The organism is Arenimonas sp. (assembly GCF_036275555.1).
Lineage (GTDB): Bacteria > Pseudomonadota > Gammaproteobacteria > Xanthomonadales > Xanthomonadaceae > Arenimonas.
Genome location: NZ_DASUDO010000011.1, coordinates 53,270 through 77,031, shown reverse-complemented (window position 1 = coordinate 77,031; position 23,762 = coordinate 53,270). Strand labels below are relative to the sequence as shown.

Annotated in this window: 18 protein-coding genes; 12 read left to right on the top strand and 6 right to left on the bottom strand. The window is 69.8% G+C overall.

Annotated elements, in window-relative coordinates:
* The 9 genes from carB to VFV21_RS03760 all read left to right on the top strand — a co-directional run.
* A partial coding sequence (gene carB, locus VFV21_RS03800) for a carbamoyl-phosphate synthase large subunit (RefSeq protein WP_329668151.1) occupies positions 1 to 1,413 on the top strand: 1,413 nt, incomplete at its 5' end.
* The gene (gene greA, locus VFV21_RS03795) at positions 1,410 to 1,886 is read left to right on the top strand and encodes a transcription elongation factor GreA (protein ID WP_329668150.1); all 477 of its coding nucleotides are present in this window, start codon (positions 1,410 to 1,412) and stop codon (positions 1,884 to 1,886) included. The genes carB and greA, both read left to right, overlap by 4 nt.
* A 19-nt stretch (positions 1,887 to 1,905) precedes the next feature.
* Positions 1,906 to 2,817 carry a phosphoglycerate mutase gene (locus tag VFV21_RS03790; RefSeq protein ID WP_329668155.1) on the top strand — a complete coding sequence of 304 codons (912 nt, stop codon included), beginning with the start codon at positions 1,906 to 1,908 and terminating at the stop codon, positions 2,815 to 2,817.
* Positions 2,814 to 4,538, top strand: a complete 1,725-nt coding sequence (gene recJ, locus VFV21_RS03785) for a single-stranded-DNA-specific exonuclease RecJ (RefSeq protein WP_329668149.1) — start codon at positions 2,814 to 2,816, stop codon at positions 4,536 to 4,538. Before VFV21_RS03790 ends, recJ begins: the two co-directional genes overlap by 4 nt.
* 73 nt (positions 4,539 to 4,611) lie before the next feature.
* Entirely contained in the window at positions 4,612 to 5,991 is a 1,380-nt protein-coding gene (locus tag VFV21_RS03780; protein WP_329668148.1) for a hypothetical protein, read from the top strand.
* Positions 5,992 to 6,108: 117 nt separating this feature from the next.
* Positions 6,109 to 7,231 (top strand): peptide chain release factor 2 gene (gene prfB, locus VFV21_RS03775; RefSeq protein WP_329668147.1). Its coding sequence is split into 2 segments (ribosomal slippage): positions 6,109 to 6,180 and positions 6,182 to 7,231, totalling 1,122 coding nucleotides; the frame shifts between segments, so codons are not numbered across the junction.
* A gap of 107 nt (positions 7,232 to 7,338) precedes the next feature.
* Positions 7,339 to 8,844, top strand: coding sequence for a lysine--tRNA ligase (gene lysS / locus VFV21_RS03770; RefSeq protein WP_329668146.1), 1,506 nt, complete (start codon positions 7,339 to 7,341; stop codon positions 8,842 to 8,844).
* A 223-nt stretch (positions 8,845 to 9,067) separates the two neighbouring features.
* Positions 9,068 to 10,147 (top strand): two-component system response regulator, encoded by a 1,080-nt coding sequence (locus VFV21_RS03765; RefSeq protein WP_329668154.1) that lies wholly within the window; start codon positions 9,068 to 9,070, stop codon positions 10,145 to 10,147.
* A 40-nt stretch (positions 10,148 to 10,187) separates the two neighbouring features.
* Positions 10,188 to 12,317: a hybrid sensor histidine kinase/response regulator gene (locus VFV21_RS03760; RefSeq protein ID WP_329668145.1), complete on the top strand. Its 2,130-nt coding sequence runs from the start codon at positions 10,188 to 10,190 to the stop codon at positions 12,315 to 12,317.
* 55 nt (positions 12,318 to 12,372) lie between these two features.
* On the opposite strand, the gene VFV21_RS03755 is transcribed toward VFV21_RS03760, so the two are convergent.
* Together VFV21_RS03755 and VFV21_RS03750 are read right to left on the bottom strand one after the other, a co-directional pair.
* Positions 12,373 to 13,269 carry a crotonase/enoyl-CoA hydratase family protein gene (locus VFV21_RS03755; protein WP_329668144.1) on the bottom strand — a complete coding sequence of 299 codons (897 nt, stop codon included), beginning with the start codon at positions 13,267 to 13,269 and terminating at the stop codon, positions 12,373 to 12,375.
* Positions 13,270 to 13,476: 207 nt separating this feature from the next.
* Entirely contained in the window at positions 13,477 to 15,159 is a 1,683-nt protein-coding gene (locus tag VFV21_RS03750) for a long-chain fatty acid--CoA ligase (RefSeq protein WP_329668143.1), read from the bottom strand.
* Between the two features lie 160 nt (positions 15,160 to 15,319).
* Between VFV21_RS03750 and VFV21_RS03745 the strand changes: the two genes are divergently transcribed.
* Entirely contained in the window at positions 15,320 to 15,715 is a 396-nt protein-coding gene (locus VFV21_RS03745) for a nuclear transport factor 2 family protein (RefSeq protein WP_329668142.1), read from the top strand.
* Between the two features lie 116 nt (positions 15,716 to 15,831).
* On the opposite strand, the gene acnA is transcribed toward VFV21_RS03745, so the two are convergent.
* From acnA to VFV21_RS03725, 4 genes are all read right to left on the bottom strand, one after another.
* Positions 15,832 to 18,582, bottom strand: coding sequence for an aconitate hydratase AcnA (acnA, locus tag VFV21_RS03740; protein ID WP_329668141.1), 2,751 nt, complete (start codon positions 18,580 to 18,582; stop codon positions 15,832 to 15,834).
* A gap of 119 nt (positions 18,583 to 18,701) precedes the next feature.
* Positions 18,702 to 19,313 (bottom strand): high frequency lysogenization protein HflD, encoded by a 612-nt coding sequence (hflD, locus tag VFV21_RS03735; RefSeq protein WP_329668140.1) that lies wholly within the window; start codon positions 19,311 to 19,313, stop codon positions 18,702 to 18,704.
* Positions 19,310 to 20,425, bottom strand: coding sequence for a tRNA 2-thiouridine(34) synthase MnmA (gene mnmA, locus VFV21_RS03730; protein WP_329668139.1), 1,116 nt, complete (start codon positions 20,423 to 20,425; stop codon positions 19,310 to 19,312). The genes hflD and mnmA overlap by 4 nt, the downstream gene beginning before the upstream one ends.
* On the bottom strand, positions 20,422 to 20,886 hold the full coding sequence (locus tag VFV21_RS03725) for an NUDIX hydrolase (protein WP_329668138.1): 465 nt from the start codon (positions 20,884 to 20,886) through the stop codon (positions 20,422 to 20,424). The genes mnmA and VFV21_RS03725 overlap by 4 nt, the downstream gene beginning before the upstream one ends.
* A gap of 200 nt (positions 20,887 to 21,086) precedes the next feature.
* Here VFV21_RS03725 and clpS point away from each other — a divergent pair, with 200 nt between their 5' ends.
* Both clpS and clpA read left to right on the top strand, forming a co-directional pair.
* A complete protein-coding gene (gene clpS, locus VFV21_RS03720) occupies positions 21,087 to 21,413 on the top strand; it encodes an ATP-dependent Clp protease adapter ClpS (protein WP_329668137.1) in 327 nt (108 codons plus the stop codon).
* Between the two features lie 39 nt (positions 21,414 to 21,452).
* Positions 21,453 to 23,729, top strand: coding sequence for an ATP-dependent Clp protease ATP-binding subunit ClpA (gene clpA / locus VFV21_RS03715; protein ID WP_329668136.1), 2,277 nt, complete (start codon positions 21,453 to 21,455; stop codon positions 23,727 to 23,729).
* Positions 23,730 to 23,762: the final 33 nt, after the last annotated feature.

The window sequence follows — 23,762 nt, the reverse complement described above, 5'->3', positions numbered from 1 at the left end:
CGGCTCTACTTCGAGCCGCTGACGGCCGAGGACGTGCTCGAGATCATCCGCGCCGAGCAGGCGAGCGGGAAACTCAAGGGCGTGATCGTGCAGTTCGGCGGCCAGACGCCGCTGAAACTCGCGCGTGCGCTCGCCGCGGCCGGTGTGCCGATCGTCGGCACCAGCCCGGACTCGATCGACCTCGCCGAGGATCGCGAACGCTTCCAGCAGTTCCTGTCGCAGGTCGGGCTGCTGCAGCCGCCGAACCGCACCGCCCGTTCGCCCGAAGCCGCGCTCGTCGCGGCGGCCGAGATCGGCTATCCGCTGGTGGTGCGCCCGAGCTACGTGCTCGGCGGCCGGGCGATGGAAGTGGTGTATTCCGACGCCGACCTCTCGCGCTACATCCGCGAGGCGGTGCAGGTCTCGAACGACTCGCCGGTGCTGCTCGACCGCTTCCTCGACAACGCGGTCGAGGTGGACGTGGACATCATTGCCGACCGCGAGGGCAACGTGCTCATCGGCGGCATCATGGAGCACATCGAGGAAGCCGGCGTGCACTCGGGCGACTCCTCCTGCTCGCTGCCGCCGTACACGCTGTCGAAGGCGACCCAGGACAAGCTGCGCGTGCAGGTGGCCCAGCTGGCGCGCGCGCTGAACGTGGTCGGCCTGATGAACACCCAGTTCGCCATCCAGACCGACGCCGGCGGCGCCGAGACCATCTACCTGCTGGAAGTGAACCCGCGCGCCTCGCGCACCGTGCCGTTCGTGTCCAAGGCCATCGGCATCCCGCTGGCGAAGATCGCCGCGCGCTGCATGGCCGGCAAGACGCTGGCCGAGCAGGGCGCCACGAAGGAAATCGTGCCGGACTACTTCTCGGTGAAGGAAGCGATCTTCCCGTTCGCCAAGTTCCAGGGCGTGGACCCGATCCTCGGCCCGGAAATGCGCTCGACCGGCGAGGTGATGGGCGTGGGCCGCACCTTCGCCGAGGCCTTCGGCCGCGCCGAGGAAGCCGCCAACATCAAGGCGCCGATGCCGGGCAAGGCCTTCGTCTCGGTGCGCGACCCGGACAAGAAGCGCCTGCTGCCGGTCGCCAACGACCTGATCGAGCGCGGCTACACGCTGGTGGCCACCGAGGGCACCGCGCGCTTCCTGCAGGAGCAGGGCATCGCCTGCGAGCGCATCAACAAGGTGATCGAGGGCCGCCCGCACATCGTCGACCTGATCAAGAACGGCGAGATCTGCTATATCGTCAACACGACCGAGGGCAAGCAGGCGATCGCCGACTCGTTCTCGATCCGGCGCGAAGCGCTGCAGCATCGCGTCACGTACTCCACCACGATCCCGGGCGCGCGCGCCCTGATCCGCGCCACCGACACCCGCGGCAACCCGCGCGTGTGGTCGCTGCAGGAACTGCACAAGGAAGTCCACGGATGATTGCACCCCTGACGACGAAGGGCGCCCAGCGCCTGCGGGGCGAGCTCGAGGAGCTCAAGTCGGTCAAGCGCCCGGCGGTCATCGCCGCCATCGCCGAGGCCCGCGCCCACGGCGACCTCAAGGAAAACGCCGAGTACCACGCCGCGCGCGAGCAGCAGGGCTTCATCGAGGGCCGCATCCAGGAGCTGGAGTTCGTGCTCTCGCACTGCCAGCTGATCGACGTGGCCGGCCTCAACGCCGGCACCCGCGTGGTGTTCGGCGCCACCGTCGAGCTGGCCGACTGCGACAGCGGCGACGAGGTGACCTACCAGATCGTGGGTGACCTCGAGGCCGACATCAAGCAGGGCCTGATCTCGATTTCCTCGCCGCTGGCGCGTGCGCTGATCGGCAAGCACGAGGGCGACACCGTCACCATCCAGGCGCCGGCCGGCGCCCGCGACTTCGACATCGTCGCCGTTCGCTACGAGGGCTGAGGCCGTGGCCGAGCCCGCGATGCCCGGGGCGGTGCCCGCGCTGGCCGTGCTGCTGCCCGAGCGCCGCCGCTTCGCCGGCCAGCCGCTGGGCGACGCCTTCGGCAAGGCGCTGGCCCGGGCCGATGCGCTGCCGGACGGCGAGCCCGGTGAGCGCGCCCAGCTGCTGCGCCATTTCGACCTGTTGCCGCGCGGCTGGCCGATGGCCGCGATCACCCGCCAGCGCGATGCCGGCGACGCGGTGCTGCACCAGTGGCTGCGCGCCGACCCGTCCCACGTGCGGCCCGACATGACCGGCGCGCGCGTGCTGGCCATCGGCGAACTCGGGCTGTCGCAGGCCGAGGCGGACGCGCTGGTCGCGCCGCTGCGGCCCCTGTTCGGCGACAGCGGGTTCCAGGTGTCGGCGCCGACGCCGTCGCGCTGGTACGTCGCGCTGCCGATCGAGGCGCGCCTGCCGGTGTTCTCGCCGCCCGAGACCGTGCTCGGCGACGATCTGTTCTCGCACCTGCCCGATGGCCCCGAGGGCCGCCGCTGGCGCGCGCTGCTCAACGAGGCGCAGGTGCTGCTGCACAACCACACGGTGAACGCCGTGCGTGTCGCCGCCGGCAAGCCGCCGGTGAACAGCCTGTGCTTCTGGGGCGCGGGCAAGCTGCCCGACCACGTGCGCACGCCGTTCGCCGCGGTCGCCAGCGAAGAAGCCGAGCTGCTGTCGCTGGCCGCGCTGGCCGGCATCGGCGCGAAGGGCGATGGCCCGCAGTTGCTCGACCTGCGCCGCGCGCGCGACTGGGCCGCGGTGGCGTCGCGCCTGCAGCCTGCGCTGGCCGGCCTCGGCAGCGAGGCGATGCGGCTCGATTTCGCCGACGGCGCCCGCTGGCAGCTGCGCGCCGCGCAGCGCTGGCGGTTCTGGCGCCGCCCGATGGCGCGACTGGCGTGACGCCGGCGCCGATCCGGATCCTGCGCCGGCCGGTTCCCGCGCACGGCCCCTGGCCGGACGCGGTCCCGCCCGCGCTGCAGCGCGTTTACGCCGCGCGCGGCGTGCGTACGCCGGAAGAGGGCGAACTCAAGCTCGCCCGGCTGCTGCCGCCCGACGCGCTGGGCCAGGTGGATCGCGCCGCGGCGCTGCTGGCGGACGCGATCGCCGGGAACGGCCACATCGTCGTGGTCGGTGACTTCGACTGCGACGGCGCCACCGGCACCGCGGTCGCCGTGCGCGGCCTGCGCCTGCTGGGCGCCAGCCGCGTCAGCTACCAGGTGCCGCACCGCGTGACCCACGGCTACGGCCTGTCGCCGGCGCTGGTGGATGACTTGGCCGCCGTTGCACCGGACCTGGTGCTGACCGTGGACAGCGGCATCGCCTGCCACGCCGGCATCGCCGCGGCGAAGGCGCGCGGCTGGCAGGTGCTGGTCACCGACCACCACCTGCCCGGCGACGCGCTGCCGCCGGCCGACGTGATCGTGAACCCCAACCTGGCCGGCGACGCCTTCCCGAGCAAGGCGCTGGCCGGCGTCGGCGTGGTGTTCTACCTGCTGCTGGCGCTGCGCCGTCACCTGCGCGTGCGCGGCAGGTTCGAGGGGCAGGGCCCGGACCTGTCCTGCCTGCTCGACCTGGTCGCGGTCGGTACCGTCGCCGACCTGGTGCCGCTGGACTACAACAACCGCCTGCTGGTGTCGGCCGGGCTCAAGCGCCTGCGCAACGGCCAGTGCCAGCCCGGGCTGCGTGCGCTGGCGGAACTGGCCGGGCGCGACCTGGCCCAGCTCACCGCCGGCGACATCGGCTTCGGCCTCGCGCCGCGGCTCAATGCCGCCGGCCGGCTCGAGGACATGGCGCTGGGCATCGAGTGCCTGCTCTGCGACGACGCCACCCGCGCCCACGAACTGGCCAGCGTGCTCGACCGCATCAACGGCGAGCGCAAGGAACTGCAGCAGCAGATGGTGGACGAGGCCGAGGCGCTGGTCGCGACCGTGCCGCTCGATGCCGGCGCGCTGCCGGCGGCGCTGTGCCTGTTCGACCCGGCCTGGCATCCGGGCGTGGTCGGCCTGGTGGCTTCGCGGCTCAAGGACCGCATGCACCGGCCCGTGTTCGCGTTCGCGCCGGCCGAACCGGGCAGCGACGAACTCAAGGGCTCGGCGCGCTCGATCCCGGGGCTGCACATCCGCGACGCGCTGGCCGCGGTGGACGCGCGCCATCCCGGGCTGGTCGGCCGTTTCGGCGGGCATGCCATGGCGGCCGGCCTGAGCCTGCCGGCGGCGCATTTCGAACGCTTCCGCGAGGCGCTGCAGCGCGTGGTCGCCGCAATGCTCACGCCCGAACAGCTGCAGTCCGAGCTGCACAGCGACGGCGAGCTCGGCGTGGACGAGCTGGGTCGGCCGCTGGCCGAACAGCTGCGGCTCGCCGGTCCGTGGGGGCAGGGCTTCCCGGAGCCAGTGTTCGACGGCGTGTTCAAGGTGCTGCAGGCACGTGCCGTGGCGTCGCGCCATCTCAAGCTCAGCCTGTTGCCGGCGCAGGGCGGGGCGCCGCTGTCGGCGATCCAGTTTGGCGGCTGGACCGGCGAGCCGATGCCGGCGCTCATCCACGCCGCCTACCAGCTCGACCTCGACGACTGGGGCGGGCGCCGCGGCATCCAGCTGCTCGTTCGCCACTGGCAGCCGGCCTAGCCCGATCGCACTTGTCAGTCTTGACGCGGACTGCCACGCTCCTCGTCCACCCCCCCCCACACCGGACGACCCCGTGATTCGAACAACCCGCCTCACTTCCTCCCTGGTGGCCGTGGCCATCGCGCTGTCGTTGGGCGGCTGCCAGCTTTCGGGTGGCGCCGGCGAGCCCAAGCCGGCGTCGCTGGCGATCGACAAGCCGGTCACCGGCGAGATCACCCTCGGCGACCGCGTGAACTACGGCGACGGCACCCGCACCGCGCTGTTCGCGTTCGAGATGGAGGCCGGCGAGGCCGTCGTGATCGAGGCCGCCGCCGCGTTCTGCGGCCGCCTGGCGCTGTACTCGATCGATTCCGAAGGTCGCCCGGTACTGCAGTCGGCCGGCGACGGCAGCTGCACCGAGCAGGATGGCCGCCAGGTGCAGTCGCGCTCGCGCGTCAGCACCGAGGGCGGGCGCTACCTGCTCGCGCTCAGCGGCCGCGAACCCGGCCACTTCGGCCCCTACCGGGTGTCGTTGTCGGCGCTGACGCTCGACGCCGACCGCGAGCTGGTGGCGGGCGACGAGGTCGCCGGCCTGCTTGAGCAGGAAAAGACCCTGGCGCTGAAGATCACCGAGGCCGGGCGGTACCAGATCGACCTGCGCTCGAGCGAGTTCGATGCGACCCTGGGCCTCGAGGGCCCGGAGGTCTCGCGCGAGAGCGACGACGACGGCGAGGGCACCGATGCCCGCATCACCACCTACCTGGCTGCCGGCGACTACCAGCTGGCGCTGGGCCACCTCGGCGGCAGCGGTGGCCTGTACCGCCTGTCGGTGCGCAAGCGCGACGGCGTGCCGCCGGGCGACCTGCAGTCGGGCGGCGAGCTGCCGCTGGGCCGCGAGGTCACCGGCATGCTGCAGGGCGAGGCGGCGCGCTACGAGCTGGCGTTGGCCGAGCGTTCGCGCGTGGTGCTGTCGCTGGGCAGCGATGACTTCGACACCCGCCTCGACCTCGAGGGCGAGGGCGTGCAGCTGAGCGACGACGACGGTGGCAACGACACCGACTCGCGCCTGGTGACGGTGCTCGAGGCCGGCAATTACACGGTGAGCGCGGTCGACCTCGGCGACGACAACACCGGCGTGTTCAAGCTGCTGGCCCGGGCCGAACCCGCCGCCGGCGAGTCCCTGGCGCTGTCGCCCGGCACGGCCCAGCAGGGCACGCTGGTGGAGGGCGAGCAGCGCCGCTACCGCCTGTCGGTGCCGGCCGCGGCCAGCTACGTGCTGACGATGGAGTCGGACGGCCTCGACAGCCTGCTGAAGATCCAGCGCAACGGCGAGGAGCTGGCCAGCGACGACGACAGCGGCGGCGGCTCGAATTCGCGCCTGGAGCTCGAACTCGACGCCGGCGAGTACGAGGTGGTCGCGGCGGCCTTCGGCGGCGGCAGCGGCAGCTTCCGGCTCCGGGCCGAGGTCCGCTGACCTGTGGGAGGGACTTCAGTCCCGATGCCTTTCGCCGAAAGGCATCGGGACTGAAGTCCCTCCCACCCGGGTTGCTGCGGTATCATTGCCGGCCGATCCAAGCCACCGCGGAACACCATGGAACTCAATCCCATCCGCCAGCGAATCGCCGACCTCAAGGGCCGGCTGGATTCGCTCAGGGGGTATCTTTGACTTCGACCAGAAGGTCGAACGTCTCGAGGAAGTAAACCGGGAGCTGGAAAGCCCCGACGTCTGGAACGACGCCGAGCGCGCGCAGGCCCTGGGCCGCGAACGCGCCGCGCTCGAGAAGGTGGTGCACGGCATCCGCACCCTCACCGGCAACCTGGTCGGCGGCGCCGAGCTCGTGGACCTGGCGGAGATGGAGGACGACGCCGATACCGTCGCCTCGGTGGTCGAGGACGTCGAGAAGACCGCGAAGGAAGTCGAGCAGCTCGAATTCCGCCGCATGTTCTCCGGAAAGATGGACGCCTGCAGCGCCTTCGTCGACATCCAGGCCGGCGCCGGCGGCACCGAGGCCCAGGACTGGGCCGAGATCCTGCTGCGCATGTACCTGCGCTGGTGCGAGGCCCGCGGCTGGAAGACCGAGCTGATGGAAGTCAGCGGCGGCGACGTCGCCGGCATCAAGTCGGCCACCTTCAAGGTCGAGGGCGAGTACGCCTACGGCTGGCTCAAGCTCGAGACCGGCGTGCACCGCCTGGTGCGCAAGTCGCCGTTCGATTCCGACAACCGCCGCCACACCAGCTTCACCTCGGTGTTCGTGTCGCCGGTGGTGGACGACAGCATCGACATCACCATCAACCCGGCCGACCTCAAGACCGACGTCTACCGCTCGTCCGGCGCCGGCGGCCAGCACGTCAACAAGACCGAATCGGCGGTGCGCATCACCCACGTGCCCACCGGCATCGTGGTGGCCTGCCAGAACGGCCGCAGCCAGCACCAGAACCGCGACATGGCGATGCAGATGCTGGCCGCGAAGCTCTACGAGCTCGAGATCCAGAAGCGCAACGCCGAGCGCGACGCGGTCGAGGCCACCAAGTCCGACATCGGCTGGGGCAGCCAGATCCGCAACTACGTGCTGGACCAGAGCCGCATCAAGGACCTGCGCACGGGCATCGAGCGCAGCGACACCCAGAAGGTGCTCGACGGCGACCTCGATGAGTTCATCGAGGCCAGCCTGAAGGCCGGCCTGGCCGTCGGCGCCAAACGCTCCGACGCCTGACGCCCCGTGTAGGAGGGACTTCAGTCCCGAAGCCTTTCGCCGGAAAGCTTCGGGACTGAAGTCCCTCCTACAGAAGACCCATTCCACGCAGCCAATTGACCACCGCCATGACCGAGACCACGCCCGCCGCCGACGAAAACACCCTCATCGCCGAGCGCCGCGCGAAACTCACGGCGCTGCGCGGGCAGGGCATCGCCTTCCCGAACGACTTCCAGCGCGCCGACTACGCCGGCGACCTGCAGGCCGAGTTCGCCGGCAAGGACGAATGGACCGCGGAGAAGCTCGAGGCGCTCGATCGCCGCGTCGCGGTCGCCGGCCGCCTGATGGCCAAGCGCGTGATGGGCAAGGCCAGCTTCGCGCAGATCCAGGACATGAGCGGCCGGATCCAGCTCTACCTCCAGGGCAGCGACCTGGGCGAGAGCTACGACGCCTTCAAGGGCTGGGACGTGGGCGACATCGTGGCGGTGCAGGGTGGCCTGACCCGCACCCGCACCGGCGAGCTGTCGGTGAAGGCGGCCTCGCTGCGCCTGCTGACCAAGTCGCTGCGGCCGCTGCCCGACAAGTTCCACGGCCTGGCCGACGTCGAGCAGCGCTACCGCATGCGCTACGTCGACCTGGTGATGAACCCGGAGGCGCGCGAGGTGTTCGTGCAGCGCTCGCGCATCGTCTCGGCGATGCGCGCCTGGCTCGACGCCCGCCGCTTCCTCGAAGTGGAGACGCCGATGATGCACTACATCCCCGGCGGCGCCACGGCCAAGCCCTTCACCACCCACCACAACGCGCTGGGCCTCGACCTGTACCTGCGCGTCGCGCCCGAGCTGTACCTCAAGCGCCTGGTGGTCGGCGGCATGGAGCGCGTGTACGAAATCAACCGCAACTTCCGCAACGAGGGCGTGTCCACCCGGCACAACCCCGAATTCACCATGCTGGAGCTGTACGAGGCCTACGCCACCTACCACGAGGTGATGGACCTCACCGAGGGCCTGATCCGCGACGTGGCGGTCAAGGCGCGCGGCACCGCGGCGCTGGAATGGGAAGGCATGGCCATCGACCTCGGCCCGGCCTTCCGCCGCTGGTCGATGACCGACGCCGTGCTCGAGCACAATCCGGATATCAAGCGCGAAGAGCTGCGCGACCTCGACGCGATGCGCGCGCACTGCCAGCGCCTGGGCATCAAGTTCAAGGCCAGCTACGGCTGGGGCAAGCTGCTGCTGGAGATCTTCGAGAAAACGGTCGAGCACACCCTGGTGCAGCCGACCTTCATCACCGACCACCCGGTCGAGGTCAGCCCGCTGGCCCGCGCCAGCGACAAGGACCCGGGGCTGACCGATCGCTTCGAGCTGTTCGTGGGCGGCCGCGAGATCGCCAACGGCTTCTCCGAGCTCAACGACCCCGAGGACCAGAAGGCCCGCTTCCTGGCCCAGGTGGAGGCCAAGGACGGCGGCGACGACGAGGCCATGCACTTCGACGCCGACTACATCCGTGCGCTGGAGTACGGCATGGCCCCGACCGGCGGCCTGGGCATCGGCATCGACCGGCTGGTCATGCTGATCACCGATTCCGCCTCCATCCGCGATGTCCTCCTGTTCCCCTACATGCGGCCGGAATCCTGAGCATTCGCTCTGGATGCCCCCACGATCCGCTTCGCGGATCGCGGGCCCCGGGCTCATCACCTCCGATCCCCGCGGCTGTCGCCGCACCCCCTCACCCAGGGGGCGCCTCCCCCGGCGTAACGCCAGGAGTGTTTGGCAGGTCGGTGTAAGAGTGTCTCCCAAGTGCTTGCCGGGGTTGAATTCAGGGGGGTAAGCTGGGGTCGAGCCGCGGGTCCCCGCGGCAATCACGGTGTGCGCACCCGGGAGCTTCAAGGTGAATGTACTGATCGTCGACGACCAGCCGTCCCAGCGGACCATGTTCCGCCACCTGCTGGAGGACATCAGTCCCGAGGTAAAGGTCACCGACTTCGGTGACCCGGTCGAAGCCCTGCTGTGGTCGCAGCGCAGCTCGCCCGACCTGCTGCTGCTCGACTACCGCATGCCCAAGCTCGACGGGCTCGAGTTCGCCCGCCGCTTCCGCCGGCCGCTGTCGCACCGCGACGTGCCGATCATCCTGATCACCGTGGTCGGCGACGAGCCGATCCGCAACGCCGCGCTCGAGGCCGGCGTGATCGACTTCCTCGTCAAGCCGGTGCGCCCGCGCGAACTGCGCTCGCGCTGCCGCAACCTGCTGGCGCTGCGCCAGCAGCAGCAAAACCTCAAGTCGCGTGCGCACGAGCTCGAGCGCCAGCTGCTGGCGCGCATGCACGAGCTCGACGAGCGCGAACGCGAGGTCCTGCATCGCCTCGCCAAGGCCACGGCTTTCCGCGACGGCAGCTCGGGCAACCACTTCGAGCGGATGGCGCGGATTTCCGCGCTGATCGCCGAGGCGATGGGCCTGCCGGAAGAGGAGGTCAAGATGATCGAGCTCGCCGCGCCGCTGCACGACATCGGCAAGCTGGGCGTGTCCGACGCCATCCTGCTCAAGCCCGGCAAGCTCGACGCCACCGAATACGCGCAGGCCAAGCAGCACCCGCGCCTGGGCTACGAGATCCTCAGCGATTCCAGCAGCCGCTTCGTGCAGGTCGGCGCGGCCATCGCCCAGCACCACCACGAGCGCTGGGACGGCGCCGGCTATCCCGACGGCCTGCAGGGCGAAGCCATCCCGCTGCCGGCGCGCATCGTCGCGGTGGTGGACGTGTTCGACGCCCTGACCACGCCGCGTCCCTACAAGGAGCCCTGGACCCTGGCCGCCGCCTTCGACTACGTGAAGTCGCAGTCCGGCCTGCAGTTCGACCCGGCGGTGGTGGACGCGGTGCTGGCACGCCGCGAACGCATCGAGGAAATCCACCGCTACTTCGCGCCGGCCCAGGCCGCCGCCTGAGCCAACGTGCGGCCCGCCCGGCCAGCCGCCCCATGACGCGATGATCCGCGCCTTCGCCAACCGCCCCGACAGCGAGCACGCGCAAGCGCTGGTGCGGCTGGTGATCGCGGCCATGCTGCTGCTCTACCTCGCGGGCGTCGCCAGCAGCGCCGGCGCCGGCAGCGAGGTGCGGCTCAGCGTCCTGATCCTGCTGGCCGAGACCGTGCTGGGCCTGGGCCTGGTGATCGCCATCATGGTGTCGCCCGGGGTGTCGCACCCGCGGCGCGTGATCGGCATGCTGGCCGACTACGGCACGCTCGCGGCGATGATGATCATCAAGGGCGAGGTGCTGGCGCCGCTGTACGTGATCATCATGTGGGTCACGGTGGGCAACGGCCTGCGCTACGGCACCCACTACCTGTTCGCGGCGATGGGGCTGGCGACACTCACGTTCCTGAGCATCATCCAGTTCACCCCGTACTGGCAGCAGAATCCCTACCTCGCCTGGGGCTTGCTGGTCGGGCTGGTGGCCATCCCCGGCTACCTGATCAGCCTGCTGCGCGACCTGCGCCGCGCCGGCGAGGAGGCGCGGCGCGCCAACGCCGCCAAGAGCCGCTTCCTGGCCAACATGAGCCACGAGTTCCGCTCGCCGCTCAACGGCATCATCGGCATGGCCGAGCTGCTCTCCAGCACGCGGCTCGCGCCGGAGCAGCGCGAATGCGCCGACGTCATCCACACCTCGGCGCAGTCGCTGCTGCTGCTGGTGGAGGACGTGCTGGACATCTCGGCGATCGAGGCCGGCAAGCTCAAGCGGCAGGACAGCGAGTTCGCGCCGCGCGAGCTGGCGCGGCGAATCCGCACCATGCTGCAGCCGATGGCGGCGGGCAAGAACCTGCAGTTCAACATCGACCTGCCCGACGCCGTGCCGGCCCGGCTGCACGGCGACGTCGGCCACCTGAGCCAGATCCTGCTCAACCTGGTGCACAACGCCATCAAGTTCACCGAAGCCGGCAGCGTGCAGCTCGAAGTGCAGGTGCGCGAGCGCAAGGGCGACACCGTGGGCCTGCGCTTTTCCGTCCGCGACACCGGCATCGGCATCCCGGACGACGCCAAGGCGCGCATCTTCACGGCCTTCGAGCAGGTCGACGCCGGGCCGACCCGGCGCTTCGGCGGCACCGGCCTCGGCACCACCATCGCCAAGACGCTGACCGAACTGTTGGGCGGCAAGATCGCGGTCGAGGACAACCCGGGCGGCGGCACCCACTTCTGGCTCGACCTCGAGTTCCGGGTCGCGGAGGCGCCCGAGGCGGCGGTGCCGGCCACCGGCGGCGGCAAGATCATCGCCTTCGACGATCCCTTCGTGCGCCACCGCGCGCGCGTGCGCCCGCTGCGCATCCTGGTCGCCGACGACCAGCCGGCCAACCGGCTGGTGCTGCAGCGCCTGCTCGAACGCGCCGGCCATTCCACCGTCTTCGCCGAGAACGGCGAGCAGGCGCTGGAGCGGCTGGAGGAAGAGACCATCGATGCCGCCATCGTCGACCTGCACATGCCGGTGATGGACGGCCTGGAAATGATCAAGCAGGCGCGGGTGATGCAGGCGGGTGGCCCGCGCACGCCGATCCTGGTGCTCAGCGCCGACGCCACGGTGGACGCGGTGCGCGACGCCGAGGCCGCCGGCGCCTATTCCTTCCTCACCAAGCCGGTGGTGGCCTCGCGCTTGCTGGAAACGCTGGCGGAGATCGCCGGCGGTGGCCAGGAGGAGCCGGCGGCCGTGGTCCGCAAGGACCGGCTGGTGCCGACCCTGCGCACCGACGTGCTCGAGGAGCTCGCGGGCATGGGCCTGGGCAAGGATTTCCTCGACGATTTCGTGGACCAGTGCCTGCGCGACGCCAGCCGTTGCCTGGCCGAAGCCGAGCGCGGCGCGGCGACGTCGAAGTGGGAGGCGGTGCGCGAGGCCGCGCATGCGCTCAAGGGCGTGTCGGAAAACATCGGCGCCCAGGCGCTGGTCGAGCGAAGCACCGAGATCATGCGCGCCAGCGACGCGGTGCTGGCGAAGGAATGGCGTCGTTACCTGGGCATGCTCGGTTCGATGCTGGAAGCCACGGCGGAGCAGGTCCGGCGCGAGCTGGTGCGCATCGCCGCCCAGCCGCAAGGGGAAGCGTCCCGGCCACCGGACCACGAGTCCGGCTGACGCGGGCAAGGCGATGGCCGCCGCCCTTGCACGGCGGCCACCGCGACCCCGCGGGTCAGACCACCTGGCGCAGGTCGGGCACGTCGCCGACGCGGCGCTTCTGCGCGCGCACCAGCCGCTCCATGTTCTGCAGGCCGCGCTCGCTCAGGCGCATGGCGGCGTCGACCCAGGTGGCGGTCACGCTCATCAGTTCGTCCAGGCTGACCGGGTTGCAGGTGGCGCGCACGGTGTTGAGCGAACGCAGCGCGTTGCCCATCCGGCGCCGGCGGCGAACCAGTTCGCGCGCGGCCTGCAGGCCTTCGCCGCGCGGCACCAGCATGTCGACCACGCCCATGCGATAGAGCTCTTCGCTGGAGTAGATGTTGCCGTCGAGCATCATGCGTTCGGCCTGTGCCGGGGTGACGCGGCGCGAGAGGAAGGTGTAGGCGCCCATGCCCGGGAACAGGTCGAACAGCACCTCCGGGAAGCCCATGCCGGTGCCTTCCTCGGCGATGATGGTGTGGCAGCACAGGGCCGCCTCGAAGCCGCCGCCGAGGGCGTCGCCCTGGACCACCGCGACGCTGTGCACGCGGTCGTCGGCCAGGCGCGCGAAATGGAACGCCACCGACACGCAGAGCTGGGCATAGGCCAGCAGGCGGGCGCGGTCGCCGGTGCGGATCAGGCGGCTGAAGAGCTCGAGGTCGCCGCCGAGGTTGAAGACGTCGGCCTTCGAGGCCAGGACCAGGTGCCGGATCTCGCCGTTGCTCGCCGGCTCGTTCGCCATGCGCGCGGCGATCTGGCGCTGGCACTCGCGCAGTTCCACCAGCAGCGGTTCGGAGAAGCAGGGGCGGTAGCCCGGGCGCGGGTTCTGGTGCATGTAGCACCATTCGATGCCGGCCTCGGCTTCGGTCCTGTGCTCGATCAGGCTGAAGCTTGGGTCGCGGTTGATGCTCTCGACGATGGACATGGACATGGCGGATCTCCGGGCAAGGGTAGGGGCGTCGCCCTACACGCTAACGTCCGGAAACGCAAGGGCGGCCCGGCCATGCTACACCCGAACTTCAGCCGGCGTTGTGCCGCCCTAAGAGCTTTCGTACACCGGCCCCACGCAGCGGCCACGGCCTGGCGCCCGCCGCTGCGGGGCCAGGGATCGGGCGTGCCGGGCCGGGCCCGGCCGGGGTCAGGCGGCCGGCTTGGGGGCGTCGCGCAGCTCGCGGCGCAGGATCTTGCCCACGTTCGACTTCGGCAGCTCGGTCCGGAATTCGACCAGGCGGGGCTGCTTGTAGCCGGTGAGGTTTTCCTTGCAGAAGGCCCGCACCTGGTCGGCCGTGAGCGCCGGGTCCTTCTTGACGATGACCACTTTCACCGCCTCGCCGGACTTGTCGTCGGGCACGCCCACCGCGGCCACTTCCAGCACGCCGGGCATCAGGGCGATCACGTCCTCGACTTCGTTCGGATAAACGTTGAAGCCCGAGACCAGGATCATGTCCTTCTTGCGGTCGACGATGTAGAAGAAGCCGCCCGCGTCCATCTTGGCCATGTCGCCGGTGTGCAGCCAGCCTTCGGCATCGATGACCTTGGCGGTTTCCTCGGGGCGCTGCCAGTAGCCGGCCATTACCTGCGGGCCGCGGATGCAGAGCTCGCCGACCTCGCCGACCGGCAGCTGCTTGCCGGCATCGTCCTTGACGCAGGCGTCGGTGGACGGGATCGGCAGGCCGATGGCGCCGTTGAAGTCCTCCAGGTCCATCGGGTTCATGCAGGCCGCGGGCGAGGTTTCGGTGAGGCCGTAGGCCTCGACCAGGGTGACCCCGGTGACCTTCTTCCAGCGCTCGGCCACCGCGCGCTGCACGGCCATGCCGCCACCGAGCGAGAGGTGCATGTTCGAGAAATCGACCTTGTCGAAGCCCGGCGTGTTGAGCAGGCCGTTGAAGAGCGTGTTGACGCCGGTGATGGCGGTGAACGGAATCTTGCTCAGCTCCGCCACGAAACCCTTCATGTCGCGCGGGTTGGTGATCAGGTGGTTGAGGCCGCCGAACTTCATGAAGACCAGGCAATTCGCCGTCAGCGCGAAGATATGGTAGAGCGGCAGCGCGGTGATGATGATCTCGTGGCCCGGCTTGGCGTTCGAGCCCAGCCACACCGACGACTGCTGCATGTTCGCCACCAGGTTGCGGTGGGTCAGCATGGCGCCCTTGGCGACGCCGGTGGTGCCGCCGGTGTACTGCAGGAAGGCGATGTCGTGGCCGCGGATGTCGATGTCGGGCAGCTGGTGCTTCGCGCCCATGGCCACGGCCTGGCCGAAGCGGATGGCGCCGGGCAGGTCGTACTCGGGCACCTGCTTCTTGACGTGGCGCAGCACGAAGTTGACGAGGGCGCCCTTCGGAAAGCCCAGCATGTCGCCGACGCCGGTCACCAGCACCTGCTTGATCGGGGTTTCGGCGACGACGTCGGCCACCACGTGCGCGAAGTTCTCGAGCACCACGATGGCGCTGGCACCGGAATCAACGAGCTGGTGCTTGAGCTCGCGCGCGGTGTACATCGGGTTGGTGTTGACGACCGTGAGGCCGGCGCGCAGCACGCCGAAGATGGCGATCGGGTACTGCAGCACGTTCGGCATCATCAGGGCGACGCGGTCGCCCTTCTTGAGCTTGAGCTCGTGCAGGAGGTAGTTTGCGAACTGGGTGCTGAGACGATCGACCTCGGCGTAGGTGATGACCTTGCCGAAGTTGGCGAACGCAGGGTTGGCGCGGTAGTCGCGGCAGGCTTCGTTGAGCACCGACACGATCGAAGGGTACTTCTCCAGGTCGATTTCCGCCGGGATGCCCTTCGGATAATTCGCCAGCCAAGGACGCTCGGAACCCATGAAAAACCCCCCGTTGAATGATGTCCGCCATCCGCGCCGGGCCGCAGGGCAGGGCCCGGTGCCGGATTGGAGTATTCACTCGATTGGAGCATACCCCCCAAGCGCAGGCAAGGCAGCGGGCGTATGGTTTCGCGCCGTCGTCACGGCCCTGTTCGCGGCGGTGTTCGTGCTCGCCGCGGGCTGTTCCCGCACCCCGCCGGAGGAGGCGCTGCGGGCCACGATCGCCTCGATGGAGGCCGCCGCCGAAGCGCGCGATGCCGAGGCGCTGGTGGAGGTGTTCGCCGAGGATTTCGCGGGGCCCGGCAACATGGACCGGGACCAGTTCCGGCGCTACGTCGCGCTCACCTGGCTGCGCAACCGGGAGGTCGGGGTGACGCTGGGGCCGCTGGACGTCGAGCTGGTGGGCGAGCGCGCCCGCGTCGAGTTCACCGCGGCCACCGCCGGCGGCGATGGCTTACTGCCCGACAGCGCCCAGGTGTACCAGGTGCGCACCGGCTGGCGCCTCGACGACGGCGAGTGGCGGTTGATCTCCGCCGAGTGGGAAGAAGCCCTGTAGGGACCCCGGAAAAAAATGTGGGAGGGACTTCAGTCCCGATGCTTTCCGGCGAAAAGCATCGGGACTGAAGTCCCTCCCACAGGGGCGGCCCTCCCGCGAACGGGAGGGACCGGGCCTCAGGCGGCCTTGCGGCTCGCCAGCTGGCGCAGCACGTAGTGCAGGATGCCGCCGTGGCGGAAGTACTCCACTTCCTTCGGCGTCAGCAGCAGCACCTGCACCTGGAAGCGCAGCTCGGTGCCGTCCGGGCGCTTGGCCACGACGGTGGCGAGCTTGGCGGCGCCATCCTCGAGGCCGGTGATCGAGACCACCTCGTCGCCCTTCAGGCCCAGCGTCTGCGCGTTCTGGCCGTCCAGGAACTGGCAGGGCAGCACGCCCATGCCGACCAGGTTGGAGCGGTGGATGCGCTCGAAGCTCTCGGCCACGACCGCCTTCACGCCCAGCAGGTTGGTGCCCTTGGCCGCCCAGTCGCGCGACGAACCGGTGCCGTATTCCTTGCCCGCGAACACCACCAGCGGCACGCCCTCGGCCTTGTACTTCATGGCCGCGTCGTAGATCGCCAGCTTCTCGCCCGACGGGTAGTGGATGGTGTTGCCGCCCTCTTCGCCGCCCAGCATCAGGTTCTTGATGCGGATGTTGGCGAAGGTGCCGCGCACCATCACGTCGTCGTTGCCGCGGCGCGAGCCGTAGCTGTTGAAGTCGGCCGGCTGCACGCCGCGCGCCTGCAGGAACTTGCCCGCGGGCGAGCTGGCCTTGATGTTGCCGGCCGGGCTGATGTGGTCGGTGGTGATCGAGTCGCCGAACACGCCCATCACGCGCGCGCCCTCGATGTCGGCGATGCTGCCGACCGACATCTTCATGCCGTCGAAGTAGGGCGGGTTCTTGATGTAGGTGGAGGCGTCGTCCCAGGCGAACTTGGCGCCGTCCGGCGAGGCGATCTGGTTCCAGCGGGTGTCGCCGCCGAAGACATTGGCGTAGTTCTGCTTGAACATCTCCGGGCCGACGGTCTTGGCGATGAAATCGCCGATCTCCTTGTTGCTCGGCCAGATGTCCTTCAGGAACACCGGCTGGCCGTCCTTGCCCGTGCCCAGCGGCTCGCTGGTCAGGTCGATGTCGGTGGTGCCGGCGATGGCGTAGGCGACCACCAGCGGCGGCGAGGCCAGGTAGTTCATCTTCACTTCGGCGTGCACGCGGCCTTCGAAGTTGCGGTTGCCCGACAGCACCGAGGTGACCACCAGGTCGTTCTCGGCGATGCCCTTGGAGACTTCCTCGGGCAGCGGGCCGGAGTTGCCGATGCAGGTGGTGCAACCGTAGCCGACCACGTGGAAGCCCAGCTGCTCGAGGTCGCCGAGCACGCCGGCCTTCTTCAGGTAATCGGTAACCACCAGCGAGCCCGGGCCAAGCGAGGTCTTGACCCACGGCGCGGCGGTCAGGCCCTTGGCCACGGCGTTGCGCGCCAGCAGGCCGGCGCCCAGCATCACCGCCGGGTTGGACGTGTTGGTGCAGGAGGTGATGGCGGCGATGACCACCGAACCGTCGGTCAGGTGCGCGTCCTGGTCCTTGATGCGGATCTTCGACTTCGGCTTGGACGCGAGCTTGTCGGCCTGCTCCTGATGGCCGCCTTCGGAATCCATGCGCGCCACGTCGCCGTTCTTCGCCTTGCGGCTGGCGGTGAGGCCGCCGAGGTTGGCGTTGAAGTTGGCCTTCATGTCGCTCAGCAGCACGCGGTCCTGCGGGCGCTTGGGGCCGGCCAGCGAGGGCAGCACTTCGGACATGTCCAGCTGCAGCACGGCGCTGTACTCGGCTTCCGGCTGGCCCGGCGTGCGCCACAGGCCCTGGGCCTGGGCGTAGGCCTTCACCAGCGCGACCTGCGCGTCGCTGCGGCCGGAGAGGCGCAGGTAGTTCAGCGACTCCTCGTCCACCGGGAAGATGCCGCAGGTGGCGCCGTAGTCCGGGGCCATGTTGGCGATGGTGGCGCGATCGGCCAGCGGCAGGTGGTCCAGGCCGTCGCCGAAGAACTCGACGAACTTGCCGACCACGCCGTGCTTGCGCAGCATCTGGGTGACGGTGAGCACCAGGTCGGTGGCGGTGGCGCCCTCGGGCAGCTTGCCGGTGAGGCGGAAGCCGACGACCTGCGGGATCAGCATCGAGCTCGGCTGGCCGAGCATGGCGGCCTCGGCCTCGATGCCGCCGACGCCCCAGCCCAGCACGCCGATGCCGTTGATCATGGTGGTGTGCGAGTCGGTGCCGAACACGGTGTCCGGGAAGGCGTACTTCACGCCGTCGATCTCGCGCTCCATCACCACGCGCGCCAGGTGCTCGAGGTTGACCTGGTGGACGATGCCGGTGTTGGGCGGCACCACCTTGAAGTTGTCGAAGGCCTTCTGGCCCCAGCGCAGGAAGCTGTAGCGCTCCTGGTTGCGCTCGAACTCGATCTTGCCGTTGAGGTCGAGCGCCTCGGGCTTGCCGAACACGTCCACCTGCACCGAGTGGTCGATGACCAGCTCGGACGGGATCAGCGGGTTGATCTGGTCGGCGTTGCCGCCGAGCTTGACCACGGCGTCGCGCATCGCGGCCAGGTCGACCACGCAGGGCACGCCGGTGAAGTCCTGCAGCACCACGCGCGCCGGCATGAAGGCGATCTCGGTGTCCGGCTCGGCCTTCGCGTCCCAGTTGGCGACGGCCTCGATGTGCTCCTTGCCGACGGTCATGCCGCCGTCCTCGCAGCGCAGCAGGTTCTCGAGCAGGATCTTCATCGAGTACGGCAGGCGCTTGAGGTCGAAGCGCTGGCCCAGCTTGGCCAGGCTGAAGTACGTGTAGGACGTGCCGTTGACGGCCAATTGGTCGCGGGTGGCGAAGGAGTCGCTCATGGACAGGCTCCGGGGCTTGGAAGAGGGGCTGGGAGTGGCGCGCAAGGCAGCCGCGTCAGCCCGGCATTATGCCCCAATCCATACCCCGCCGTCCGCTCCGGGCCGGCCCCGGCGGCGGCTCAGCGCGTGCCGTCGAGCCAGTCGCGGGCCGCCTGCACCATGGCGCGGCGGCCGAACAGGAAGTCCCAGTAGCTGCCGCCAAGCTGGCGCCACAGCACCGCGGCGCGCAGCGCGGCGAGCAGGGTGGCGCGCACCTCGCCGACCAGGTCGGGCTGGCCGAGGTAGACCGGGTTGCCCTGCACCAGCACGCGCGGGCCGACCGGGCTGACTTCCTTCGCGTACAGCTCGCCGAGCCGGCCCAGCACGGTGGCGTGGGTCGGGCCGAAGTGCTCGCGCTGGCGGGCGATCTGCTCCAGGCCGTCGTGCACGGCCTGGGGCGCGGACGGGTGCCGGATGAAGCTGCGCTCGAGGTGCAGCACGGTCATCGCCATGCGGGTCAGGGCCGGATCGCGTCCCGCGCCGCCTTCGAGCTGGCCGATGAGGCGGCGCAGGCCGGGCCCTAGGTTGGCCGCGCCGTCGTACACCGCCTCCGGCGACTCGGCGTCGAACCGGAACAGGCTTTCGATGCAGGCCGACAGCGGCTGCGATTCGGCCTGGCCGTTCTGGGCCATCTGCTGGACGAGCTGCACGGCCTGGAGCAGGCCGGCGAGGGCGAGGGCGCGATCCTTCATGCGTCGGGGGTCTTCATCTCGATCGTGGGGGCATCGGTGCGGGCGATCACCGCACCGCCCAGGCATTCGTCGCCACGGTACAGGACCAGGGATTGACCCGGCGTGACCGCGCGCTGCGGGAGGGCGAAGGCTACGGAAAGGGACCCGTCGGCGTCCACCCGGACCTCGCAGGCCTGGTCGGGCTGGCGGTAGCGGGTCTTCGCGGTGCAGGCGAACGATTCGGCGGGCGGCGCGCCGGCGATCCAGTGCGCGGTCTCGGTCCACAGGTGGCGGGACAGCAGCCACGGGCTGTCGGTGCCCTGGTCCACGAACAGGAGGTTGCGCGCCACGTCCTTGCCGACCACGAACCACGGCGCCGCCGGCCGGCCGCGTACGCCGCCGACCTGCAGGCCCTCGCGCTGGCCCAGCGTGTAGTACCAGACGCCGGAATGCCGGCCCACGACCGCGCCGTCGACGCTGCGGATCTCGCCGGGCTGCGCCGGCAGGTACTGGCCCAGGAACTCGCGGAAATCGCGCTCGCCGATGAAGCAGATGCCGGTGGAGTCCTTCTTGGCGGCGGTCGGCAGGCCGGCTTCCGCGGCAAGTCGGCGCACTTCTGCCTTGGGCAGGTCACCGACCGGGAACAGGGTCGCGGCCAGCTGTGCCTGCCCGAGCTGGTGCAGAAAATAGCTTTGGTCCTTGTCCTGGTCGACGCCCCGCAGCAGCTGCCAGCGGCCGTCGCGGTGGGCCACGCGGGCGTAGTGGCCGGTCGCGATCTTCTCCGCGCCCAGCGCCCGGGCCTCGTCCAGGAAGGTCTTGAACTTGATCTCGCGATTGCACAGCACGTCCGGGTTGGGCGTGCGCCCGGCGCGGTACTCGGCCAGGAAGTACTCGAACACGCCGGCCCAGTATTCCTTCGCGAAGTTGCGGGCATGGAAGGCGATGCCGAGCCGGCCGGCGATGCCCAGCGCATCGCGGCGGTCGTCCTCCGCCCGGCAGCCGGAATCGCCCTCTTCGTCCCAGTTCTGCATGAACAAGCCGGCGATCGACTCGCCCTGCCGCTGCAGCAGCAACGCCGCTACCGAGGAATCGACGCCGCCGGAGAGGCCGACGATGACGCGCGCCGGGCTCATGGGGTGTGGTTGAGGACCTGCAGCGGGAAGCGGCGGCCGGCCAGGAAATCCTCGACCACCTGCCACACCAGCGGGCTGCGGTGGCGCGCGGACTCGGCGGCCAGTTCGGCCGGGGTCAGCCACAGCGCCTGCAGGATGCCCTCGTCCAGCGGGCGCTGCGGGTGGTGCCGCAGCGGCTCGGCGGCGAAGGCCATGCGCAGGAAGTGGCGGCCGTCGGCCGGCGCCTTCCACTGGTAGGCGCCGATGAAGGCGGTGAGCGTGACGTCCCACCCGGTTTCCTCGAGCGTCTCGCGGCGCGCGGCCTCGAGCAGGGTCTCGTCGGGCTCGAGGTGGCCGGCGGGCTGGTTGATCACGCGCTCGCCGCGAACCCGCTCCTCCACCACCAGCAGCCGGCCGTCGCGCACCACCACGGTGGCGACGGTCACGTCGGGCTGCCAGAAACGACCGCTGCGATAGCTCAAAGCGCGCCCTCGTCGGCCGCGGCAAGCGGCAGGGCGGGCAGGACGGCGGCAAGGCAGGCGGCGCGCAGGGGCATGGGCGTTCCTCGGACATGGGGGGCCGGCGGTCCGGCCCGCGCATTGTCGGCGCAAAGGCCGCGTGGCGTCCACGGCGGGTGAAGGCCTTGCCGCCGCGCGCACCCGCCCCGATTTATACTGCCGCCATGCCCCAAGACCCCCATCCCGAACACGGACACGAACGCGGCCTGGCCATCGAGGCCTCGCGCCCGGAAGTCGTGCGCCCGCCGCTCTACCAGGTGCTCCTGCTGAACGACGACTTCACGCCGATGGACTTCGTCGTGGAGGTCCTGCAGAGCTTCTTCGCCATGAACCGCGAGAAGGCCACCCAGGTGATGCTCCAGGTGCACACCCGGGGCAAGGGCGTTTGCGGGGTCTACACGCGCGAAGTGGCTGAATCGAAGGTGACGCAAGTCAACGACTTCTCCCGGGAACACCAGCACCCCCTGTTGTGCACCATGGAAAAGACCTAGGCTGGCCCCATAACGGAGCAAACGTTCCGGAGACGCCAAATGTTCAGCAAGGACCTCGAGTACACCATCGGCCAGTGCTACAAGCAGGCCCGCGAAGCCCGCCATGAATTCATGACGGTCGAGCACCTGCTGCTGGCCCTGCTCGACAACCCGTCGGCGGCCGGCGTGCTCAAGGCCTGCGGCGCCGACCAGCCCAAGCTGGCCACCGGGCTGCGGCAGATCATCGCCGACACCGTGCCGGTGCTGCCGGCCGACGACCCGCGCGACACCCAGCCCACGCTGGGCTTCCAGCGCGTGCTGCAGCGCGCCGTCTACCACGTGCAGTCCTCGGGCAAGAAGGAAGTCACCGGCGCCAACGTGCTGGTGGCCATCTTCGGCGAGAAAGATTCGCACGCCGTGTATTTCCTCAACCAGCAGGAAATCACCCGCCTCGACGTGGTCAATTACCTCTCGCACGGCATCGCCAAGATCGGCGACGGCCCCGAGGAAAAGCCGGCGCCGGAAGCCAAGCCCGAGGGCGAGGAGGGCGGCGAGGCCAAGGGCAATCCGCTGCAGGAATTCGCGGCCAACCTCAACGAGCTGGCGAAGGAAGGCAAGATCGACCCGCTGATCGGCCGCGAGGAAGAAGTCGAGCGCACCATCCAGGTGCTCTGCCGCCGCCGCAAGAACAACCCGCTCTACGTCGGCGAGGCCGGCGTGGGCAAGACCGCGCTGGCCGAGGGCCTGGCCTGGCGCATCGTCGAGGGCCGCGTGCCGGCCGTGCTCAAGGACGCCGTCATCTACTCGCTCGACCTGGGCGCGCTGGTGGCCGGCACCAAGTACCGCGGCGACTTCGAGAAGCGCCTCAAGGCCGTGATCCAGCAGATCAAGAAGGAGCCGGGTGCGATCCTGTTCGTGGACGAGATCCACACCATCATCGGCGCCGGCTCGGCCTCGGGCGGCACCATGGACGCGTCCAACCTGATCAAGCCGGTGCTGCAGAACGGCGAGCTGCGCTGCATCGGCTCGACCACGTTCCAGGAGTACCGCGGCGTGTTCGAGAAGGACCGCGCGCTGGCCCGCCGCTTCCAGAAGATCGACGTGGTCGAGCCGACCATCGCCGAAGCCGTGGCCATCCTCAACGGCCTCAAGACCCGCTTCGAGGCCCACCACGACGTCGAGTACGCCTCGGATGCCATCCAGGCCGCGGTCGACCTGTCGGTCAAGCACATCAACGACCGCCTGCTGCCGGACAAGGCGATCGACGTGATCGACGAGGCCGGCGCCCGCCAGCGCCTGCTCGACGCCGACAAGCGCAAGCAGGTGGTGGACGTCGAGGAAATCGAGCTGATCGTCTCGAAGATGGCGCGCATCCCGGCCAAGCAGGTCAGCGCCTCCGACAAGGACGTGCTGCAGAACCTCGAGCGCAACCTGAAGATGGTGATCTTCGGCCAGGACCCGTCGATCGAGACCCTGGTCTCGGCGATCAAGCTGGCGCGTTCGGGCCTGTCCAATCCCGACAAGCCGATCGGCAACTTCCTGTTCGCCGGCCCCACCGGCGTGGGCAAGACCGAGGTCACCAAGCAGCTGGCGATGCAGCTGGGCATCGAGCTGGTGCGCTTCGACATGTCCGAGTACATGGAATCGCATTCGGTGAGCCGCCTGATCGGCGCGCCCCCGGGCTACGTCGGCTTCGACCAGGGCGGCCTGCTGACCGAGAAGATCGTCAAGACCCCGCACTGCGTGCTGCTGCTCGACGAGATCGAGAAGGCGCATCCGGACGTGTTCAACATCCTGCTGCAGGTCATGGACCGCGGCGTGCTCACCGACACCAACGGGCGCGAGGCGAATTTCCGCAACGTGGTGCTGGTGATGACCACCAATGCCGGCGCCTCGCAGGCGGCGCGCCGCACCATGGGCTTCGTCGAGCAGAACCACACCAGCGACGCCATGGAAGTGATCCGCAAGGCCTTCACGCCGGAGTTCCGCAACCGCCTGGACGCCATCATCCAGTTCGGCGCGCTGGGCATGGACCACATCCTGCGCGTGGTGGACAAGTTCCTGATCGAGCTCGAGGCGCAGCTGCACGAGAAGCACGTCAGCCTGTCGGCCACGCCCGCGGCGCGGCAGTGGCTGGCCGAGCACGGCTTCGACCCGCAGATGGGCGCGCGCCCGATGGCCCGCCTGCTGCAGGACAAGATCAAGCGTCCGCTCGCCGACGAGCTGCTGTTCGGCCAGCTGGCCAACGGCGGCAAGGTCACCGTGGACGTCAAGGACGGCGACCTGGTGGTCATCACCCAGCCGGAGCCGGAAAAGCTGCTGCCCGCCACGGTCTGAGCGGCCGCTTCGTGCTTCGCTTCGATGCCCGCC

Coding starts and splice junctions, on each gene's coding strand:
- VFV21_RS03755 (WP_329668144.1), bottom strand. CDS start 13,269: ATGTCCATGTCCATCGTCGAGAGCATCAACCGCGACCCAAGCTTCAGC.
- VFV21_RS03750 (WP_329668143.1), bottom strand. CDS start 15,159: ATGGGTTCCGAGCGTCCTTGGCTGGCGAATTATCCGAAGGGCATCCCG.
- greA (WP_329668150.1), top strand. CDS start 1,410: ATGATTGCACCCCTGACGACGAAGGGCGCCCAGCGCCTGCGGGGCGAG.
- clpS (WP_329668137.1), top strand. CDS start 21,087: ATGCCCCAAGACCCCCATCCCGAACACGGACACGAACGCGGCCTGGCC.
- hflD (WP_329668140.1), bottom strand. CDS start 19,313: ATGAAGGATCGCGCCCTCGCCCTCGCCGGCCTGCTCCAGGCCGTGCAG.
- acnA (WP_329668141.1), bottom strand. CDS start 18,582: ATGAGCGACTCCTTCGCCACCCGCGACCAATTGGCCGTCAACGGCACG.
- lysS (WP_329668146.1), top strand. CDS start 7,339: ATGACCGAGACCACGCCCGCCGCCGACGAAAACACCCTCATCGCCGAG.
- clpA (WP_329668136.1), top strand. CDS start 21,453: ATGTTCAGCAAGGACCTCGAGTACACCATCGGCCAGTGCTACAAGCAG.
- VFV21_RS03790 (WP_329668155.1), top strand. CDS start 1,906: ATGCCCGGGGCGGTGCCCGCGCTGGCCGTGCTGCTGCCCGAGCGCCGC.
- VFV21_RS03760 (WP_329668145.1), top strand. CDS start 10,188: ATGATCCGCGCCTTCGCCAACCGCCCCGACAGCGAGCACGCGCAAGCG.
- mnmA (WP_329668139.1), bottom strand. CDS start 20,425: ATGAGCCCGGCGCGCGTCATCGTCGGCCTCTCCGGCGGCGTCGATTCC.